At 72.5% G+C, this 18,836-nt stretch carries 22 protein-coding genes; 12 read left to right on the forward strand and 10 right to left on the reverse strand.

Annotated elements, in window-relative coordinates; translation table 11 throughout:
- Positions 1-186: 186 nt before the first annotated feature.
- Together J2X68_RS37795 and J2X68_RS37800 are read right to left on the reverse strand one after the other, a co-directional pair.
- Positions 187-1,158 carry a DUF3558 domain-containing protein gene (locus J2X68_RS37795; RefSeq protein ID WP_310437144.1) on the reverse strand — a complete coding sequence of 324 codons (972 nt, stop codon included), beginning with the start codon at positions 1,156-1,158 and terminating at the stop codon, positions 187-189.
- Between the two features lie 118 nt (positions 1,159-1,276).
- Positions 1,277-2,107, reverse strand: a complete 831-nt coding sequence (locus tag J2X68_RS37800; RefSeq protein ID WP_310437145.1) for a DUF3558 domain-containing protein — start codon at positions 2,105-2,107, stop codon at positions 1,277-1,279.
- Positions 2,108-2,310: 203 nt separating this feature from the next.
- Between J2X68_RS37800 and J2X68_RS37805 the strand changes: the two genes are divergently transcribed.
- The gene (locus J2X68_RS37805) at positions 2,311-3,504 is read left to right on the forward strand and encodes an RtcB family protein (protein WP_310437146.1); all 1,194 of its coding nucleotides are present in this window, start codon (positions 2,311-2,313) and stop codon (positions 3,502-3,504) included.
- 90 nt (positions 3,505-3,594) lie between these two features.
- On the opposite strand, the gene J2X68_RS37810 is transcribed toward J2X68_RS37805, so the two are convergent.
- The 4 genes from J2X68_RS37810 to J2X68_RS37825 form a co-directional block, all read right to left on the reverse strand.
- Complete coding sequence (locus J2X68_RS37810; protein ID WP_310437147.1) at positions 3,595-4,851, reverse strand: GNAT family N-acetyltransferase; 1,257 nt, start codon at positions 4,849-4,851, stop codon at positions 3,595-3,597.
- Between the two features lie 26 nt (positions 4,852-4,877).
- Positions 4,878-5,081 carry a hypothetical protein gene (locus J2X68_RS37815; RefSeq protein ID WP_310437148.1) on the reverse strand — a complete coding sequence of 68 codons (204 nt, stop codon included), beginning with the start codon at positions 5,079-5,081 and terminating at the stop codon, positions 4,878-4,880.
- On the reverse strand, positions 5,078-5,854 hold the full coding sequence (locus tag J2X68_RS37820; RefSeq protein WP_310437149.1) for an SDR family oxidoreductase: 777 nt from the start codon (positions 5,852-5,854) through the stop codon (positions 5,078-5,080). The genes J2X68_RS37815 and J2X68_RS37820 overlap by 4 nt, the downstream gene beginning before the upstream one ends.
- A gap of 63 nt (positions 5,855-5,917) precedes the next feature.
- Complete coding sequence (locus tag J2X68_RS37825; protein WP_310437150.1) at positions 5,918-6,256, reverse strand: YnfA family protein; 339 nt, start codon at positions 6,254-6,256, stop codon at positions 5,918-5,920.
- A gap of 128 nt (positions 6,257-6,384) precedes the next feature.
- On the opposite strand from J2X68_RS37825, the gene J2X68_RS37830 reads away from it, so the two are divergent.
- The 4 genes from J2X68_RS37830 to J2X68_RS37845 all read left to right on the forward strand — a co-directional run bounded on the left by J2X68_RS37830 (position 6,385) and on the right by J2X68_RS37845 (position 9,223).
- Entirely contained in the window at positions 6,385-6,858 is a 474-nt protein-coding gene (locus J2X68_RS37830) for a hypothetical protein (protein ID WP_310437151.1), read from the forward strand.
- Positions 6,859-6,926: 68 nt separating this feature from the next.
- The gene (locus tag J2X68_RS37835; protein WP_310437152.1) at positions 6,927-7,400 is read left to right on the forward strand and encodes a MarR family winged helix-turn-helix transcriptional regulator; all 474 of its coding nucleotides are present in this window, start codon (positions 6,927-6,929) and stop codon (positions 7,398-7,400) included.
- Between the two features lie 6 nt (positions 7,401-7,406).
- A complete protein-coding gene (locus tag J2X68_RS37840) occupies positions 7,407-8,441 on the forward strand; it encodes a permease (RefSeq protein ID WP_310437153.1) in 1,035 nt (344 codons plus the stop codon).
- Positions 8,438-9,223: a TIGR03943 family putative permease subunit gene (locus tag J2X68_RS37845; RefSeq protein WP_310437154.1), complete on the forward strand. Its 786-nt coding sequence runs from the start codon at positions 8,438-8,440 to the stop codon at positions 9,221-9,223. Before J2X68_RS37840 ends, J2X68_RS37845 begins: the two co-directional genes overlap by 4 nt.
- Positions 9,224-9,248: 25 nt before the next feature.
- Here the strand turns inward: J2X68_RS37845 and J2X68_RS37850 are convergent, their stop codons facing one another.
- Complete coding sequence (locus tag J2X68_RS37850; protein ID WP_310437155.1) at positions 9,249-9,662, reverse strand: helix-turn-helix domain-containing protein; 414 nt, start codon at positions 9,660-9,662, stop codon at positions 9,249-9,251.
- Positions 9,663-9,796: 134 nt separating this feature from the next.
- Between J2X68_RS37850 and J2X68_RS37855 the strand changes: the two genes are divergently transcribed.
- Positions 9,797-10,678, forward strand: a complete 882-nt coding sequence (locus J2X68_RS37855) for an NADP-dependent oxidoreductase (protein ID WP_310437156.1) — start codon at positions 9,797-9,799, stop codon at positions 10,676-10,678.
- A 16-nt stretch (positions 10,679-10,694) separates the two neighbouring features.
- Here J2X68_RS37855 and J2X68_RS37860 read toward each other — a convergent pair whose 3' ends face one another.
- On the reverse strand, positions 10,695-11,492 hold the full coding sequence (locus J2X68_RS37860) for a helix-turn-helix transcriptional regulator (protein WP_310437157.1): 798 nt from the start codon (positions 11,490-11,492) through the stop codon (positions 10,695-10,697).
- Between the two features lie 115 nt (positions 11,493-11,607).
- On the opposite strand from J2X68_RS37860, the gene J2X68_RS37865 reads away from it, so the two are divergent.
- The 4 genes from J2X68_RS37865 to J2X68_RS37880 all read left to right on the forward strand — a co-directional run bounded on the left by J2X68_RS37865 (position 11,608) and on the right by J2X68_RS37880 (position 15,855).
- Positions 11,608-12,708 (forward strand): LLM class flavin-dependent oxidoreductase, encoded by a 1,101-nt coding sequence (locus tag J2X68_RS37865; RefSeq protein ID WP_310437158.1) that lies wholly within the window; start codon positions 11,608-11,610, stop codon positions 12,706-12,708.
- A complete protein-coding gene (locus J2X68_RS37870) occupies positions 12,705-13,340 on the forward strand; it encodes a CE1759 family FMN reductase (protein ID WP_310437159.1) in 636 nt (211 codons plus the stop codon). Before J2X68_RS37865 ends, J2X68_RS37870 begins: the two co-directional genes overlap by 4 nt.
- 209 nt (positions 13,341-13,549) lie before the next feature.
- A complete protein-coding gene (locus J2X68_RS37875) occupies positions 13,550-14,275 on the forward strand; it encodes a response regulator transcription factor (protein WP_310437160.1) in 726 nt (241 codons plus the stop codon).
- Between the two features lie 164 nt (positions 14,276-14,439).
- The gene (locus tag J2X68_RS37880; RefSeq protein ID WP_310437161.1) at positions 14,440-15,855 is read left to right on the forward strand and encodes an ATP-binding protein; all 1,416 of its coding nucleotides are present in this window, start codon (positions 14,440-14,442) and stop codon (positions 15,853-15,855) included.
- A gap of 72 nt (positions 15,856-15,927) precedes the next feature.
- Here the strand turns inward: J2X68_RS37880 and J2X68_RS37885 are convergent, their stop codons facing one another.
- Together J2X68_RS37885 and J2X68_RS37890 are read right to left on the reverse strand one after the other, a co-directional pair.
- On the reverse strand, positions 15,928-16,308 hold the full coding sequence (locus J2X68_RS37885) for a hypothetical protein (protein ID WP_310437162.1): 381 nt from the start codon (positions 16,306-16,308) through the stop codon (positions 15,928-15,930).
- Between the two features lie 125 nt (positions 16,309-16,433).
- Complete coding sequence (locus tag J2X68_RS37890; RefSeq protein WP_310437163.1) at positions 16,434-17,045, reverse strand: response regulator transcription factor; 612 nt, start codon at positions 17,043-17,045, stop codon at positions 16,434-16,436.
- A 212-nt stretch (positions 17,046-17,257) separates the two neighbouring features.
- Between J2X68_RS37890 and J2X68_RS37895 the strand changes: the two genes are divergently transcribed.
- Positions 17,258-17,992, forward strand: coding sequence for a hypothetical protein (locus J2X68_RS37895; RefSeq protein ID WP_310437164.1), 735 nt, complete (start codon positions 17,258-17,260; stop codon positions 17,990-17,992).
- Between the two features lie 200 nt (positions 17,993-18,192).
- On the forward strand, positions 18,193-18,813 hold the full coding sequence (locus J2X68_RS37900) for a sigma-70 family RNA polymerase sigma factor (RefSeq protein ID WP_310437165.1): 621 nt from the start codon (positions 18,193-18,195) through the stop codon (positions 18,811-18,813).
- Positions 18,814-18,836 lie beyond the last annotated feature (23 nt).

Genomic DNA, 18,836 nt, shown 5'->3' on the forward strand with positions numbered 1-18,836 from the left:
ACGGCCGCGTACGAACCGGCGAAGCCGATCCCGGCGATGACCACGGCGCCGGTCACGACCACGCCGATGAGAACGCGGTGCGTCCGGGTCAGCTGTATTGGCGCGGACACCCGTACTCCCCTCCCCTTGCGTGTTCTTGCGCGCAACAGGGTGGCACATGTGTGCGGCGCACGTGTTGCCGGTCCGTCAGCTCTTCGCGGAAGCGGACGCCTTCGGTGCCGCCGCGGCCGCCTTGGACGCCGTCGCCTTCGGGGTCCCCGACGAGGACGCGGAGGGCGTCGCCTTCGAGGCCGAGGAGGCCGACCCGGACGGGGAGGGGCTGGTGGACGAGGCGTCCGAACCGCCGCCGCCACCCTCGCCGTTGGCCGAGCGCACCGCGCCCACCGCCTCCTTGGCCGCCTTCTCCGCGGACTTCGTCAGGGTCTCCGCGCTCGGCGTCTTGTCGCCCGCCAGACCGGCGCCGTTGTAGTCGAGCGTGAGCACGACGTTCTCGACGCGCACCACGACCGTCTGCTGCTTGAAGGCGCCTTCCGACTTCTTCAGGTCGTAGCGCACCGAGGTCGCCTCGTCACCCGTCGAGGCCACCGGCGCGGACTTGACGTTCTTCGCGCCCGACACCGCCTGGGCGTCCTTGACCTGCTTCGCGTAGTACGTCTTCGCCTGCGACTCGCCGTCGCCGGTCGTCGCGTCCGACTCGAAGCGCAGCAGGGAAACGTTCAGCCAGCGGAACTGCGAGCCCTTCACACCGTTGTTGGCCAGGCTGGACCAGGAGCAGCTGGCCCGCGCCGCGGTGTCGCTGGACGTCCCCTCCTTGCCCTTCGACGCACCCTTCGGCACCAGCTCGGTCAGCGTCTTCTTCGACACCACCGCGCACGCCTCGGGCAGCGTCTTGTACGCCGCCGCCTGCACGGTCGGCGCGGCGCTCGCCGCGGAGTCGGCGCCGGCGCCGGCGCCGGTGGAGGCACTGGTGTCCTTCGCGTCGTCGCCCGAGCCGGAGTCCGAGGAGCAGCCCGCGGCGATCAGCATCACCGGGACGGCGACCGCCGCGGCCAGGAGGCGGTTCAGTCCTCCGGCACGGTTCACTCGCTCGGCACGCTCCTCGCGCTGGTCAAACTGGCCGTCTCGCTGGGCTCGTCGCTGCATGGTTCCTTCACTCATGACGCTCGTGGTTCCTGCGGTCGGATCGGGTCCGAGGGGCCACCGTAGTCGGTGAAGAAGCTGTGCGGTTCCGCTTCGAGGGCTTTGCCGGTGGGTCCCGAACCGGGCCGAAGTGCCCTCAGCCGGCCAGTGAGTCGGCGAGCTGCGCGGCCAGTTTCCGGGCCTTGTCCTGCATTTCCTCGCTGTCCGGCACCACGCCGACGGTCGCCGGCTGCTCCTCGTACCGGATGGTCACCAGGACGTTGGACGTGCGGAACGCCACAGTCACCGTGCGCTGCTTGGCCGTCGAACCGGAGCTGCTGAGCGCGTCGTCGACGAACGCCTCGTCGCCCAGGTCCTCCAGGAGACGGGGCTGCAGTTCGGCGGGGGGAACGGTGGAGGTGGCCGAGGGCGAGGCCGACGCGGAGACGCCGGTGGAGGGGGAGACCGTCGTCGACGGGGAGGTGCTCGGACCGGCGGAAGGAGAGCCGGTCGCCGCGCCGGTGGGGGAGGCGGCGGGCACGGGAAGGTCGGCCGCGGTCACCTTCTGCGCGAAGAGGGACTCGGCCTGGTTGTCGTCGCTCACCGCGTTGTCGTACGAGACGACCCTCTCGAAGTCGACGAGGAGATGGTCGGTGGCGTCCGTCGACTCCACCTTCCAACGGCAGCCCACCTTGCGGTCCGTGTCGAACGTCTGGGTCGCCTCACCCGCGTACGCCGTGTCGCGCTGTGTCTCGTCCGCGAGTTGCCCGATGCCGGGGAGGAGGGAGTCGAGCGTGGACCGGCTGACCACGCCACAGGCCTCGGGGAGGGTGGCGTACTTGCCGGGCTGCGCGGCGGCGGTGGCCGTCCCCGCCTCGCCCGGGTTGGAGTTGTCCGTCGAGCCGCCTTCGTCCGAACCGCCGGTGCAGCCGGCCAGCAGCGCCGCGAGGAGCGCGACGACGCCGGGTACGTATGCCTTCCGCTGCACGGTCGGCTCCTCTCGACAGGTCGGGTGATGTGGGCGGCCCCGTGTCCCCGCTGGTTATTCGCTTGCCGGACGGGGGCGGCCCCTGGAGACAATGTGTATCGCACGTGGAGCTGTGGATGCCGGTCCGATGTCCCTTTCGTTGACCTCGGCACCAGTTTTGCGATGTAAGGCTTTTGTACGTGACCCGGGGGAATGAGGACGATATGTCGTACGTGGAGATGCCGGGCGCGAAGGTGCCCATCCGTATGTGGGCCGACCCGGCGTCGGTCGAGGAGGGGGCGCTCCAGCAGCTGCGGAACGTGGCGACCCTGCCGTGGATCAAGGGCCTGGCCGTCATGCCGGACGTCCACTACGGCAAGGGCGCGACGGTCGGCTCGGTCATCGCGATGCAGGGCGCCGTGTGTCCCGCGGCGGTCGGCGTCGACATCGGCTGCGGGATGTCCGCGGTCCGCACCTCGCTGACGGCGAACGACCTCCCCGGCGATCTCTCCCGGCTCCGTTCGAAGATCGAGGAGGCGATCCCGGTGGGCCGCGGGATGCACGACACCGCGGTCGGGCCGGGCCGGTTCCACGGAGTCGCCACCACGGGGTGGGACGACTTCTGGCGGCGGTTCGACGGGGTCGCGGAGGCGGTGAAGTTCCGTGAGGAGCGCGCCGTGAAGCAGATGGGCACGCTGGGCGGGGGGAACCACTTCGTCGAGGTGTGCACGGACACGACCGGCTCCGTCTGGCTGATGCTGCACTCCGGCTCGCGGAACATCGGCAAGGAACTCGCCGAGTTCCACATCGGGGTGGCGCAGAAGCTCCCGCACAACCAGGGCCTGATCGACCGCGATCTCGCCGTCTTCGTCGCGGACACCCCGCAGATGGCGGCGTACCGCAACGACCTGTTCTGGGCCCAGGAGTACGCGAAGTACAACCGCACGCTCATGATGGCGCTCCTCAAGGACGTGGTCCGCAAGGAGTTCAAGAAGGCGAAGCCGGTCTTCGAGCAGGAGATCAGCGCGCACCACAACTACGTCGCCGAGGAGCGCTACGACGGGATGGACCTGCTGGTCACCCGCAAGGGCGCGATCCGGGCCGGATCCGGCGAGTACGGCATCATCCCGGGCTCGATGGGCACCGGTTCGTACATCGTGAAGGGTCTCGGCAACGAGAAGGCCTTCAACTCGGCCTCGCACGGCGCGGGTCGGCGGATGAGCCGCAACGCGGCCAAGCGCCGTTTCTCCACGCAGGACCTGGAGGAGCAGACGCGGGGCGTGGAGTGCCGTAAGGACTCCGGCGTCGTGGACGAGATCCCGGCCGCCTACAAGCCGATCGAGCAGGTCATCGATCAGCAGCGGGACCTGGTCGAGGTCGTGGCGAAGCTGAAGCAGGTCGTGTGCGTGAAGGGCTGACACCGCCGGGCTGACACCGCCGGCCGGCGGAGGAGACCCGCGGGGAGGGGCCCGGGCCGGTTCGGCCCGGGCCCCTCACGCGTCCTTCCCTCAGCCGAGCCGTTTCTCCAGCAGGGTCACCGCGTACGGGCTTCCCGTTCCGTCCTGCTTGGCGCGCTGTTCGCCGACGACGGTGTAGCCCGCGGACTCGTAGTAGGCGCGCAGCCGGGGGTTGGTGGAGAGGCAGTCGAGGCGGGCGTAGCGGCGGCCGGCCGCGGTGATGCGGGACTCGGCCCGGTCCAGCATCCTGCGGCCCGCGCCCGGCGGTGCGGTGTGCGGGGCCGTCATCAGACGGTGGATGTACCCGGCCTCGGGCGGGCGGGGGCCCCAGGCGGCCGGATCGTCCCACCACAGCTCGAACGCGCCCGCGACCGCGCCGTCCGCGTACGCCAGCCAGACCTCGCCCTCGCGCATCCGGTCGACGAAATGGGCCTCGGTCTTCTCGCCGGGCTGCCACTGCTCGATGCCCCGGGCCAGTTGCCACAGGGCCGCCGTGTCGCGCAGGCGCACCAGGAGGGGCGCGTCGCGCGGCTCCGCCCTGCGGTGGGTCAACTCCGGCCGGGCGGTGGGCGCCGGTTCCAGGAGACGGGCGCGGAGGGTCGCCGACAGGGCCTCCACGTCCATGCCGAGAGCCTGCGTCACATAGGCCTCCACCGAGCCGTGGCGGGCTCGCAGCGCCCCCAGGAACAGACGCATCACCGACGCGGGGGCCCGGCCGAAGGACGGCCACACCGGGGAGCGGCCGTCGTTCCTCGCGCGCCAGTCGGCGAGCAGGGCCGGGGTCGCCAGTTCCGTCAGGGAGAAGTCCTCGATGATCACCTCGTCCGGGACGCCCAGCAGGCCCAGGACCAGGGCGGCCAGCTGCCCGGTGCGGTCCTTGCCCGAGGCGCAGTGGAACACCAGCCCCTCGCGCGCCCCGGCCACCAGCTCCAGGGCCGCCGCGATCTCCTTCGTCCCGTCCTCCGCCACCTCCATGAAGCGGGCGGAGAGATACGGGCCCGGGTCCACGTCCGCCGTCAACGCCGCCTGGTCGTACGGGCGGTGCTCGATGCTGAGGTTGCGGTAGGTGAAGGAGTCGTCCTGCGGCACCCGGCCCCGCGCCTCGACCTCCCAGGGGTGGCGCAGGTCGATCACCGTGCGCACGCCGAGGGCGAGGAAACGGTCCCAGTCCGGGGTGCCCGGTCTCAGCTTGCCGAGCGAGTCCGCGCGGAACAGCCGGCCCGCGCGGACCCGTCGGCCGTCAGCGGTCGGGTATCCGCCCAGGTCGCGGAAGTTGTGCAGCGTCTCGAACGGTATGTGTCTGTCCACGGGGAGACCCTAGGGCGCGGCGGCCGTCACTTCGCGTGGCGTACCGCGTAGATCATCACGAACGCCACGATGTGGATGCCGAAGAGGAAGTAGGCGAGGAAGACCCACATGTGGCGCTCGTCCTTCGTCTCCTGGGCGAGGCGGCGCTGTTCCGGCGAGAGCGGTTCGGGCGCGAGCTGTTCCGTCGCGTCCGGGGTCCGGCCCGCTGTCCCCTGCTCCTCGGCCGTCACAGCTCCCGGTGGACCTTCGTGTTGGACGCCTGGGCGCGGGGGCGCAGGACGAGGAGGTCGACGTTGACGTGGCTGGGGCGGGTGACCGCCCAGGCGATCGTCTCGGCCACGTCCGAGGCGGTGAGGGGTTCGGCGACGCCCTCGTAGACCTTGGCGGCCCGCTCCGCGTCGCCGCCGAAGCGGGTGAGGGCGAACTCCTCGGTCCGCACCATGCCCGGGGCCACCTCGATGACGCGGACCGGCAGGCCGACGATCTCCAGGCGGAGGGTCTCGGCGAGGACGTGCGCGCCGTGCTTGGCGGCGACATAGCCGCCGCCGCCCTCGTAGGTCCCGTGTCCGGCGGTCGAGGACACCACGACGACCGTTCCGTCGCCGCCGGCCACCAGCTTGGGGAGCAGGGCCTGGGTGACGTTGAGGGTGCCGAGGACGTTCGTCTCGTACATCGTGCGCCAGTCGGCCGGGTCGCCGGTCGCGATCGGGTCGGCGCCGAGCGCGCCGCCCGCGTTGTTGACGAGGACGCCGATCGTCTTGAAGGCGCCCGCGAACTCGTCGACCGCCGCGCGGTCCGTGACGTCCAGCGGGTAGGCCGTCGCGGAGCCGCCCGCCTGCGTGATCTCCTCGGCCAGCGCCTCGATGCGGTCCTTGCGGCGCGCGGTCAGGACGACCCGGTAGCCGGCCTCGGCGAGGTGCCGGGCGGTGGCGGCGCCGATTCCGCTGCTCGCACCGGTGACGACGGCGATGCGGGAGGCGGCGGACGGGGCGGCGGTGGCCATGGACTGCTCCTCGTGCACGGGGGTGTTCTTCCTGCGAATCAGCTGACGTCCAGGGTATCGGGGTCAGCCGCCGTTCCTCGGGGCCCACATGATCACGGCCATCCCGGCCAGACAGACCAGGGCGCCGGTCACGTCCCAGCGGTCGGGGCGGTAGCCGTCGGCGACCGCGCCCCAGAGCAGGGACCCGGCCACGAAGACGCCGCCGTACGCGGCGAGGACGCGGCCGAAGGGGGCGTCGGGCTGGAGCGTGGCGACGAAGCCGTACACGCCGAGGGCGAGGACGCCGCCGGCCGCCCACAGCCAGCCCCGGTGTTCGCGCACGCCCTGCCAGACCAGCCACGCGCCGCCGATCTCGAAGAGCGCGGCGACGACGAACAGGGCGGCGGACCGGAGGATGAGCATGACCCGCAGCTTGGCACGGCCGGGCGCTGTCACCTGTTGGAGGGCGCCTGCCGGGCGCCGGGCGTGGGATACATCCCTTTCGTACCGGCCCTTCGTACCCGGGCGGTTTCCGATCGAGGAGTGGTGGCATGCGCACGATGCGGGTTCCGGCGGTGTGGGGTGCCGTACTGGCGGTGGGGCTGGGCGTCGCGCCCGCGCGCGCGGCGGAGGAGGCGACCGAGGCCGACCTGTCGTACCACGGCTCCGCCGTGATGCGCGGCGGCCGGGTCGACGTGGGGCTGGCTCCGCGCAACCACGGCCCGGCGGACGTGTCCGACTCGACGGTGCGGCTGCGCTGGTCGGTGCCGCTGGCGGCCGGGGCGCAGCGGCTGCCGGCCGGCTGCGCGCGGACGGGCCGTCAGGAGGTGGTGTGCCGGACGGGGGCGCTGGCCGCGGACGGATCGGGGGAGCGGATCGCGTTGCGGGTGTGGCTGCGGGGGCGGCCGACGGAGGTCACGATGGCCGTCGACACGTTGTGGGGCGGTGGGGCCGTGGACCGCAACCGGTCCAACGACCGGCAGCAGGTGCTCGTCCTGGACACCGGGGACGCGTACTTCTTCTGACGTCCGGTGCGGCGGAGCGTCGTACGATCTGCGGACGGCGCTGACGGCGGCGCCGACGAAGGGATGCGATGTCCGGGAACGTGCGCTCGCGGCTGCTGGACGAGCTGTCCGTCGTGTCGCGCCGGTACGTGGCCGCGTACGCGCTGTTCAACCAGGCTCTCGCCGACCGTCTCGGGCTGCATCCCACGGATCTGCAGTGTCTGAACCTGCTGATGCTGGAGCGGGACCCGGTGACGACGGGCCGGGTCGCCGAGCTGACGGGGCTGACCACCGGGTCGGCGACGCGGCTGGTGGACCGGTTGGAGCGGGCGGGTTACGTCGTCCGGGAACGGGACGCGGCCGACCGGCGGCGGGTCCTCGTGGTGACGGTGCCGGAGCGGATCGCCGAGTTCACGCGGATGTGGGAACGGCTGGGCGGCGACTGGATGCCGCTGTTCGAGGACCTGGCGGACGACGAACTCGCGGTGATCGTGGGGCACATGCGGCGCACGGTGGAGTTCGGCGCGGAGCAGGTCGCACGGTTGCGGGAAGGCCGGGTCTAGGGCGGGATGCAGGAGACGGACATACGGCCGTCCGCGGCGGCGGCCGGGGAGCTGCCGGGGGCCGACGACCGCAGGGGGCGCGCGCTGCCGCGCCACTGGCCGCTGCTGCTGCTGGGCGCGGCGGTGGTCCCGGGGGTGCTGCTGGTGCTCGCCGGGCGGTTGTCGAGCGAGCCGGCGATGCAGGCGTGGCGGACGGTGTGTCTGGCCGTGACCGTGCAGGCGCTGCCGTTCCTGCTGCTGGGCACGGCTCTGTCGGGGGCGATCAACGCGTTCGTGCCCGCGCGGGTCTTCGGCCGGCTGCTGCCGAAGCGGGCCGCGCTGGCCGTGCCGGTCGCGGGGATGGCGGGGGTCGTGCTGCCGGGATGCGAGTGCGCCTCGGTGCCGGTGGCGAACAGTCTGATCGGGCGCGGGGTCACCCCGGCCGCCGCGTTCGCGTTCCTGCTGTCGGCGCCCGCCGTGAACCCGGTGGTGCTGACGGCCACGGCCGTCGCCTTCCCGGGCAGTCCGGAGATGGTGTTCGCCCGGCTGCTCGCCTCGCTGGTCACCGCCGCCGTGATGGGCTGGCTGTGGCTCTGGCTGGGACGCGAGGAGTGGTTGAGGCCCACGGTCGTCCGGCACACCGGGCATGTTCCGGGGCGCAGCCGTTTCACGGAGTTCCGGCGCGGTTTCCAGCACGACTTCCTGCACGCGGGGGGTTTCCTGGTGGTGGGGGCGATGGCGGCGGCGACGTTCAACGTGGCGGTGCCGCGCACGCTGCTGGACGCCTTCGCGGGTTCGCCGTGGCTGTCGGTGCTGTTCCTGGCGGCGCTGGCGATCGTGCTGGCGGTGTGCAGCGAGGCGGACGCGTTCGTGGCGGCCTCGCTGAGCGGGTTCTCACCGGTCGCGCGGCTGGCGTTCATGGTGGTGGGGCCGATGGTCGACCTGAAGCTGATCGCCCTCCAGGCGGGCACGTTCGGGCGCGCCTTCGCGGTGCGGTTCTCGGCGGCCACGGCCGTGGTGGCCGTGGTGTGCAGCGCGGTGGTCGGAGGGGTGCTGCTGTGAAGCGGTTCGTGCAGGTGGGGCTGTTGGTGCTGGGCGGGCTGGGGTTGCTGCACAGCGCGCTGTTCACGGACGAGTACCTGCGGTACGTCAAGGAGGGGATGCGGCCGCTGCTGGTGGCCTCCGGGGTGCTGCTGGTGGTGCTGGGGGTGGCGGAGGCCTGGGCCGCCCCGCCGGAGGAGGGGCACGGTCCCGACGGGCACGGTCCCGGGGGCCGTGATCCAGAGGGGCAGGAGGAGCGCGGTCCCGAAGGGCACGGGCATGAGCACGGTGCTGTTCCGCGGGTCGCCTGGCTGCTGTTCCTGCCCGTGCTGAGCCTGCTCTTCTACGCGCCTCCCGCGCTCGGCTCCTACACGGCCTCGCGGGAGCCGGCGAAGGCCGTCGCCGTCCAGGAGGACGCCTTCGATCCGCTGCCCGCGACCTCCCCGCTGCCGATCACGCTCACCGACTTCACCCAGCGGGTGCAGCAGGACCGGTCGCGGGCCATCGAGGGGCGCGCGGTCGTGATGACGGGGTTCGTCACCCCGGCCCCGGAGAAGCAGGACGGCTGGTATCTGACCCGGATCGTCGTCAACTGCTGCGCGGCGGACGCGTCGTCCGTGAAGGTGCTGGTCCAGGGGATCGCGGCACCCCGTGCCGACACCTGGGTGAACGTCACCGGGACGTGGCGGGGGAGCGGCGCGCTGGGCACGTCGTCGGCGGCGGTCACGCTGGAGGCGCGGGGCGTGCAGAAGGTGCGCAAGCCGTCGAACGCCTACATGGACGCGCTGCCGCTGACCTCCTGAAACGCGCCGGACGGCGACGGCGCGCTCAGACGTCTACGCCGGTGTCGTCCGCGTCGTAGCGGCGGCGGGCCGCCTGGACCTCGTCGAAGTGGTTCTCCGCCCAGTCCTTCACGGCCGTCAGCAGCAGGGCGAGGTTGCTGCCGAGAGGCGTCAGCTCGTAGTCGACGCGGACCGGGACGGACGGGGTGACCGTGCGGGTCAGGATGCCGTCGCGTTCCAGGGTGCGCAGGGTCTGGGTGAGCATCTTGGGGCTCACGCCCGCGATCCTGCGGGCCAGGCCGCTGTAGCGCTGGGGGCCGGCGGCGAGGGCCGAGACCACCAGGCTGACCCACTTGTCGCTGAGGCGGTCCAGGAGCTGGTTGGTCGGGCAGTCGCGGAGGAAGGCGTCGTACTCGCTGCGGGCCTGTTCGCGCCGCTGGGCGGCGGTCGTGGTGGCCATGGTGGCTCTCCTCCCGGTGACGTAGGCACCTTCAGGTAACTACTTCCCCCTGGATAGTAACTCTTCCTAGGGTTGTGACGGCAAGAGGGAAGCGGGAGGTGCCCGCAAGTACCCGCCTGTTCAGGGGAGTTGTCATGCGTGCAGCAGTGGTGCGGACGTTCGGCGGGCCCGAGGCCGTCGAGCTCGTGGACGTGGAGCTGCCGGAGCCGGCCGCCCGGCAGGTGCGGATCAAGGTGGCGGCGGCCGCGCTGAACCCGGTGGACGCCGGGGTGCGCTCCGGCGTCTTCGGCGGCGCGGGCCGGCGGATCGGACTCGGCTGGGACGTCGCCGGGACCGTGGACGCGGTGGGCGTGGCCGCCGCGTGGAGTGTGGGGGAGGAGGTCGTGGCGCTCGCCTACGGCATGGTCGAGCCGCTCGGCACCCACGCGGAGTACGTCGTCGTCGACACGGACGCGGTGGCGCTCGCGCCGACCTCCGTGGACGCGGTGCACGCGGCGACGCTGCCGCTGAACGCGCTGACCGCCGCGCAGGCGCTGGATCTGGCGGCTCTGTCGCCGGGGGACTCGTTGCTGGTCACGGGCGGTGCGGGGGCGGTCGGCGGCTACGCCGTGCAGCTGGCCGCGCGGCGCGGGGTGAAGGTCGCCGCACTGGCCCGGGCGCGGGACGAGGAGTTCGTCCGGTCGCTGGGCGCCACGCCTGTCCCGGGCGGCGAGGGGAGCTTCGACGCGGTGCTGGACGCCGCGGTGCTCGGCTCCGAGGCGCTGGCCCGGGTGCGGGACGGGGGCGTCTACGTGGGCGTGATTCCGCAGGCTCGGCCCGCGTCGGAGCGGGGGGTGCGGACCGAGGCCGTCGAGGTGAGCGCGGACGGGGCCCGGCTGGCGGAGCTGGTGCGGGCGGTGGACGCGGGCGAGCTGACCCTCCGGGTGGCTGAGACGTTCGCGCTGGAGGACGCCGCGAAGGCGCACGCGCGGCTGGCGGAGGGCGGGGTCCGCGGCCGGCTCGTGCTGGTGCCGTGACGCGGTGCGGGGCCGTTCACGGGACGCGGTGTCCGGCGTAGGCGGCAGGAGGGACGCCGACCGTCGTGGTGAAGTCGCGGACCAGGTGGGCCTGGTCCGCGTAGCCCAGGTCAGCGGCCAGGGCCGCCCAGTCCACCGCCTCCTCGGTCTCCGCCCGCTCCAGCGCCTCGTGGATGCGGTAGCGCAGGATCACCCACTTCGGGCCGACGCCGACGTACGCGGCGAACAGGCGCTGGAGCAGGCGTACCGACAGCCCCTCACGGCTCGCGAGGTCCGCCACCCTGCGGATCGCGCGGTCGGTGCGGACGCGCTCGACGACGGCCGCCGCGAGGCCGGCCTGGGGGTCCGGGCGGGGCGGGCCGGCCGCCAGGAGGTGGGCGTCGAGGGCCGCCACCCGGGCCGCCTCGTCCGCCGGGTCCAGGACCGGGGCCGGGTCGGCGCCGGTGAGGTGGACCCGGCGGCCCGTCCAGTGGGCGACCGGGTGCTCGGGGGCGAAGGGGCGGAAGCCGCCCGGACGGAACTTGACGCCGCACACCCGGCCCCGGCCCTCCAGCTTCTGGGTGAAGAGGCCCTGCTGGACGCCGGCGATCTCGACGAAGGGCGCCTGGCCCTCGAACCGCTGGAAGACGAGGTGGACCGCCGGGTGCGGGACCACGTGGGAGACGTACGGCTCGGTCAGGTCCCAGTCGATCAGCCAGTAGTGCTCGACGTAGGGGCGCAGGGGCGGGGCCGGCGCGGGACGGCGGAAGCGCACGCGTGCGAGGAAGTCCGCGGCGTGGACGATGCCTCGGGTGTCACGGCGTGGGGTGGCCATGTCCGGATCGTAGGACGGACCACCGACAGTCGTGCCGGCCGGCGGAATAGAGAGGACGAGGGAGGTGTTCGGCAGGTATAGTTTAACGGTCAACAACTTTGGAGGTTGAGCGACCATGCAGTTCGGGATCTTCAGCGTCGGCGACGTCACGCCGGACCCCACCACGGGCCGTACGCCGACCGAGCGCGAGCGGATCAAGGCCATGGTCGCCATCGCGCAGAAGGCCGAGGAGGTCGGCCTCGACGTCTTCGCCACCGGTGAGCACCACAACCCGCCGTTCGTGCCCTCGTCCCCGACGACGATGCTCGGCTACATAGCGGCGCGGACGGAGAAGCTCGTCCTCTCCACCTCCACCACCCTCATCACCACCAACGACCCGGTGAAGATCGCCGAGGACTTCGCGATGCTCCAGCATCTGGCCGACGGGCGCGTCGACCTCATGATGGGGCGCGGGAACACCGGCCCGGTCTACCCCTGGTTCGGCCAGGACATCCGGCAGGGCATCAACCTCGCCATCGAGAACTACGCCCTGCTGCGCCGGCTGTGGCGCGAGGACGTCGTCGACTGGGAGGGCAAGTTCCGCACCGCCCTGCAGGGCTTCACGTCCACGCCCCGCCCGCTGGACGACGTGCCGCCGTTCGTCTGGCACGGCTCGATCCGCTCGCCCGAGATCGCCGAGCAGGCCGCGTTCTACGGCGACGGCTTCTTCCACAACAACATCTTCTGGCCGGCCGACCACACCAAGCAGATGGTCGAGCTGTACCGCTCCCGGTACGCGCACTACGGACACGGAACGCCCGAGCAGGCCATCGTGGGGCTCGGCGGTCAGGTCTTCATGCGGAAGAACTCGCAGGACGCGGTGCGCGAGTTCCGGCCGTACTTCGACAACGCGCCGGTCTACGGTCACGGGCCGTCCCTGGAGGACTTCACCGACCAGACCCCGCTGACCGTCGGCACGCCGGAGCAGGTCATCGAGAAGACGCTGAAGTTCCGCGAGTACGCCGGCGACTACCAGCGCCAGCTGTTCCTCCTGGACCACGCGGGGCTGCCGCTGAAGACCGTGCTCGAACAGCTCGACCTGCTCGGCGAGGAGGTCGTGCCGGTGCTGCGCAAGGAGTTCGCCGTCGGCAGGCCGGCCGACGTGCCGGACGCGCCGACCCACGAGTCGCTGCTCAAGGCGGCCCGGGACGCCCGGGAAGGGGTGAACGTCGCATGAGGCTCGTCGTCGTCTCGGCGGGGCTGAGCGTCCCGTCGTCGACCCGGCTGCTGGCCGACCGGCTGGCGGCCGCGACCGCCGGGCGCACCTCGGCGGAGGTGGAGGTCGTGGAGCTGCGCGACCTCGCCGTCGAGATCGCCCACAACTTCACCAACGGCTTCCCCGGACGGAACCTGGCGGCCGCGCTTGCCGCGGTGACGGCGGCGGACGGGCTGATCGTCGTCACCCCGGTGTTCTCCGCGTCCTACAGCGGCCTGTTCAAGTCGTTCTTCGACGTGATCGACCCGGACGCGCTGGCGGGCAAGCCGGTGCTGATCGCCGCCACGGGCGGCTCCGCGCGGCACTCACTGGTGCTGGAGCACGCCCTGCGGCCGCTCTTCTCGTACCTGCGCGCCGTGGTCGTCCCGACCGCCGTCTACGCCGCCTCGGAGGACTGGGGCGCGGAGGGCCTGCCCGAGCGGATCGAGCGGGCGGCGGGCGAACTGGCGACCCTGATGACGGGCCTCGCCACGCCGTCCGGCCCGGCCGGGGCCGAGACGGAGGGGAAGCGGAGGCAGGACGGGAGCAACGCGACGGGCGAGCTCACGGTGGTCCCGTTCGCCGACCAGCTGGCGGCGCTGGCGGCCCGCTGAGCCGCTGACCGCCGGGCGGGTGGATCCAGCCCGTCCGGCGCCGGAGGACGAGGCGGTTCGGGCCGCCCTCGGTCCAGGGCCGCCGCCCCCGGGAGCGCTGCCAGGACCGCCCCCGGGAGCGCTGCCAGGATGGTGAGATCCCGGTAAGAAGGGTGATCGTAGGACCGTCCCCACCGCCCGACCGCCGGAGGCCTTGGCAGACTGGCACGGTGCCTCCCACCGTGCTGCTCGCCGAAGACGACCGTGCCATCCGCAACGCCCTGGAGCGGGCCCTGGCCCTGGAGGGCTACCGGGTGACCGCGGTCGCCGACGGGGTCGAGGCGCTGGCGCACGCCCACAAGAACCCGCCGGACGTGCTCGTCCTCGACGTGATGATGCCCGGCATCGACGGCCTCCAGGTCTGCCGGGTGCTGCGTGCCGAGGGCGACCGCACGCCCATCCTGATGCTGACCGCGCTCGTGGAGACCGCCGACCGGATCGCCGGCCTGGACGCGGGCGCCGACGACTACGTCGTGAAGCCGTTCGACGTCGAGGAGGTCTTCGCCCGGCTGCGGGCGCTGCTGCGCCGCACCAACCCCGACGCCGCCCCCGAGGTCGCCGTGCCGGTGCCCGACGCCCCGAAGCGGGGGACGGAGCGGCACGTGGAGGCGGCCGGGCTGCGGATGGACCCGCAGGCGCGGCGCGCGTGGCGGGGCGAGCGCGAGCTGGAGCTGACCCGCACCGAGTTCGAGCTGCTGGAGCTGCTGGCGCGCAACGCCGGGATCGTCCTCGACCACTCCACGATCTACGACCGCATCTGGGGCTACGACTTCGGTCCCGGCTCCAAGAACCTCGCCGTCTACGTCGGCTACCTGCGCCGCAAGCTGGACCAGCCCGGCGCCCCGCAGCTGATCCACACCGTGCGCGGGGTGGGTTACGTGCTGCGGGAGGACTGAGCGACGAGCACGGGAGAGGCGAGCGGGCGAGTACGCGAGTGAGGCGAGCGCGGGGGTACGCCGGTGACGCGAGCACGGGAGTATGCGAGCAGGCGAATGAGGCGGGTGCACGTATGAGGCGGGCACGCGAGTGAGACGAGGGCGGCAGTGAGACGAGGACGCGGGTGAGCCGTCTGCGCCGGTTGCTGTCCCGGCCACGGCCGAAGCTGGTGTCGCTGCGGACCACCTTCGCGGTGTCGTTCGCGGCGGTGACGGCGGCGGTCACCGTGCTCGTCGGCGTCCTGTCGTACTCGGCGGCCGCCCGGCTGGTCCGGGTCGACCAGGAGTCGGTGTTCGACGAGGTCGTGCAGGACCTGCGGGACGAGGTGCGCGACCACCGCATGGCCCCGGAGGACTTCTCCTCGGTCGCGCCCGGGCACGACATCGTGCGGCCGGCCCGCACGGACGTCCAGGTGCTGGGCGCGGACGGCTCGGTCGTGGACAGCGGCACCCCCGGACTGCCCGTCGTGCGCGCCGACCGCACGATCGCGGTGGCCGCGGCGGCCGGGCGGATCACCGAGCACAAGGACGTCGACGTCGGCAGCGACGTCTATCGCATCGCGACCGTCTCCCTCGGCGGCGGCCGGGGCGCGGTGCAGGTGGCGCAGGAGTTCAGCGACACCGAGGACCTGCTGCGGGCGCTCCAGCAGCGCACGCTGATCCTGATGATCGCGGTGGTGACGGCCGCGGGGCTGTTCGGCTGGTGGCTCGCCCGGCGCATCACCCACCGCCTGGTGATCCTCACCACCGCCGCCGAGGACGTCGCCCGCACCCGTCGGCTCGGCGTACAGGTGCCGGTCACCGGCCACGACGAGGTGGGCCGGCTGGGCCGCGCCTTCGACCGCATGCTCGGCCGGCTCGCCCAGTCGGAGGAGGACCAGCGGCGGCTCGTCCAGGACGCGGGCCACGAACTGCGGACGCCGCTGACCTCGCTGCGCACGAACATCTCGCTGCTGCGCCGCATCGACGAGCTGCCGCCCCTCACCCGTGACGAGCTGGTGGCGGATCTGACCCAGGAGGCCCGGGAGCTGACCGACCTGGTCAACGAGCTGGTCGACCTGGCGGCCGGCCAGTCCGACACCGAGCCGCCGCGCAAGCTGGACCTCGCCGACATCGCGGAGGAGGTCGCGGGTCTCGCCCGGCGCCGCACCGGGCGGCCGGTCCTGATCCGGACGAGCGGTGACACCACCCTCTACGGGCGGCCCGGCATGCTCCAGCGGGCGGTGTCCAACCTGGTGGAGAACGCGACCAAGTTCGACCGCGAGGGCGCGGCGCCCGTCGAGATCGCCGTCACCGGCCCGGCCCGGCCGGGAGTCGTCCGCGTCGAGGTCCTCGACCGCGGTCCCGGCATCGCCGAGGCCGACCTGACCCGGGTCTTCGACCGCTTCTACCGCGCCGCCGACGCCCGCTCCCTGCCGGGCTCGGGCCTGGGCCTGTCGATCGTCCGCGAAGTGGCCCTGGCGCACGAGGGCGCCCCCTTCGCGCACCGGCGGGCGGGAGGCGGTTCGGTCATCGGGTTCACGGTGGGCGGGGGGTTGTGACGGCGGCGGAGCGTGCGCTCGGGCCGGGCGTCGCCGTGGCGAAACCCGGCCCGGCCAAAACCGGCTCGGCTGCTAGGGCTCGAGATTCTGCTTCCGCTTCACCGGGTCCGTGTTGGGCGAGCCCTTGAGGCTGAAGCTCTGCTTGTACGTGTCTTCGCTCTCACAGGTCACGGTCGCCTTCGCGGTCACCGTGGCGTTCTTGGCGATCTTCTTGAACGTGACCGAATAAGAGTTGCTGTTTCCGGCGAGCGAATTATCGGTCTTCGTTTCGGTGCCCGCCTTGATCGTGACGGTGTCGGGGGAAGACTCGTCGTCGCAGTCTTCGACCGTTCCGGTGAGCGTGACCTTTCCGATGGTGACGGCTTGCGCCTGACCTGCGACGGCAACCGATGCCGCCACCCCTGACACAGGGAGCAGCGCTGCGACGGTGAGAATTGCGAGACGATGTGGCATGGACTTCTCCCAGCTGAATTCCGGCGTGGGTGGGTGATCCTCTGCCAAGGTCCCGCTTTTCCCCTGTGTGGGTCAAGGGCGACGATTACCCATGGCGAACGGGGTAGAACTACCCACGCCGGCCGTCATTGCGGGCCGGTGAGGCCGTTTTCCACGGCGATTCTCGTCAGATCGGGGCGGCGCCGGGAGCCCGTTTTCTCGCCGATCCGGTCGAGATGCGAATGGACGGTGTGTTTGCTGATGCCCAATGCGGCGGCGATTTCGTGGTCCGTCGAACCGTTCGCGAGAAGGCGCAGGATTTCCTGCTCCCGGTCCGTGAAACGCAGGGACGGTCCCACCAGATGGCCGGCGGGCGCGGAGACGTAGCTGCGTCCGGAGCCCACGGTCCGGATCGCCGTGAGCATCTCCTGCGCCTCCGCCTGCCGGCTCAGATACCCGCTCGCTCCCGCCTGGATCGCCTGCACCGCGTCCAGGTGCGGCGAGGACGACACCACGAGGACGGCGTGCCCCCTCCGGTGCAGCTTCGTCACGGTCGCGGCGAGCCTCGGGGCGGGCTGCTGGAGATCCATCAGGACGACCTCCGCGCCGCGCAGTCCGCCGTCCGCGCTGTCGATCGAGGGCGCGACGGCCACCAGGTGGAGATCGGGAGCGGAGCCGATCAGGTTCGAGATGCCGTACCGGAAGACGGGGCAGTCCCCGATGACCGCGATCCGCACGCGTTCGGCGTCACCGCTCACCGGGAACCTCCGCTGCTCGATGGACGGGCCATGACAGACGCGCCCCGTCCCCAGAATCGGTGGGGTGGGTTCCTCCCGCGCGGTGGGCTGGCCCCTTTGAGGGAACCGGAGCGGGGTGAGACAGCTCATACAGGGCGGATTGAGTCGCCCACCGGGGTGTGTTCCGTACCTCCGGGGGGACGGGCGGTGTCCGGATGCGAGGATGAGGCGCCATGACTGCTGGGTGGTGTGCTCGCACGCTGCGAGCCGCGCTGTTCGCGGCTGTCTGCGTGCTGCTCGCCGCCCTGGGCCACGTGATGATGTCCGGCTCCGCGGTGCCCGCGTGGGCGCTGGCCGCGGGCGTGACCGTCACCGGGATCGCGGGCTGGTGCCTGGCGGGCCGGGAGCGCGGGCTGCCGCTGATCGTGACGGTGGTGGTCGCCGCCCAGACGGCCCTGCACTCGGCGTTCTCGCTGGCCGGGCCGGAGTCCGGTGCCGGGGTGTCCGCGGGCACGGACACCCCGGGCCCGGGCCCGACGCACATGGATTCCATGGACATGGACATGGGCGCGGGCGCGGGCATGCACATGGACATGGACATGGCCGTCGGTCATGTCGGCCACATGAACCACCTGGGTCACATGGGCCACATGAACCACATGGGTCACATCGGAGAGGCCGCAGGCGAAGGGGGTTCCTCCTCGTTCGGCATGCTCGCCGCCCACCTGCTCGCCGCGCTGCTGTGCGGGCTGTGGCTGGCACACGGCGAGAAGGCCGCGTTCCGCGTCCTGCGGGCGGTGGCCGCACGGCTGGCCGCGCCGCTGCGGCTGCTGCTCGCCCTGCCCGTCACCCCGGACCGGCCGCGCGTCCGGTTCCGTCGCCGCCGCTCGGCGCGAGCGCCCCGGCTGCTCCTGCTCACCCACGCGATCACCACACGGGGTCCGCCCGCGGGGACCGCTGCCGTCTGACGTCCTCCGACGTCCGACGTCCCGTGACGCCTGCCTTCCGACGGCGCGCGGACGACGTCCGACCTGCGACGACAGACCGGCAGCCGGTGACCCGGGCCGCCCCTGTGCGCACCGGGCCACGGCCGTACGCCCGCGCACGCAGCCGGGCGTGGGGCCGTCTCTCCCTCATGCCCTCGTGGATGATCCGAGAAGGACACCAGGTGATCACGTCTGCCGTGAAGGCACCCCAGAACTCCCCCGCGGCACAGGCCGCGCTCGACGAGTCGATCACCGCGTGGGCGCTCGCCGCCCGTGCCGGTGACGCGGACGCGGTCGAGCGCTTCGTCCGCGCACTGCATCGCGACGTCCTGCGCTACGTCTCCCACCTCTGCGCCGACCCCCAGGCGGCCGACGACCTCGCCCAGGACACCTTCCTGCGCGCCCTCGGCAGCCTGCACCGGTTCGAGGGCCGCTCCTCGGCCCGCTCCTGGCTGCTGTCCATCGCCCGCCGGGCGGTGATCGACAGCTATCGGCACGCCGCCGCCCGGCCCCGGCTATCCGACCTGCCCGACTGGCAGCTGGCCGCCGAGCGCACCCAGCCGCGCGACCTGCCGGGCTTCGACGACGGCGTCGTCCTGCTGGACCTGCTGGCCTCGCTCCCGGCCGAGCGACGGGAGGCGTTCGTCCTCACCCAGCTGGCCGGCCTGCCCTACGCGGAGGCGGCGGAGGCGAGCAACTGCCCGGTGGGCACGGTGCGTTCGCGAGTGGCGCGGGCTCGGGCGACCCTGGTGGACCTGCTGGAGGAGCAGCCGACGGCCGAACCCGCCACCACCGCGGCCTGACCGAACGACCCGTACGACCGATC

The organism is Streptomyces sp. 3330 (assembly GCF_031456635.1).
GTDB lineage: Bacteria > Actinomycetota > Actinomycetes > Streptomycetales > Streptomycetaceae > Streptomyces.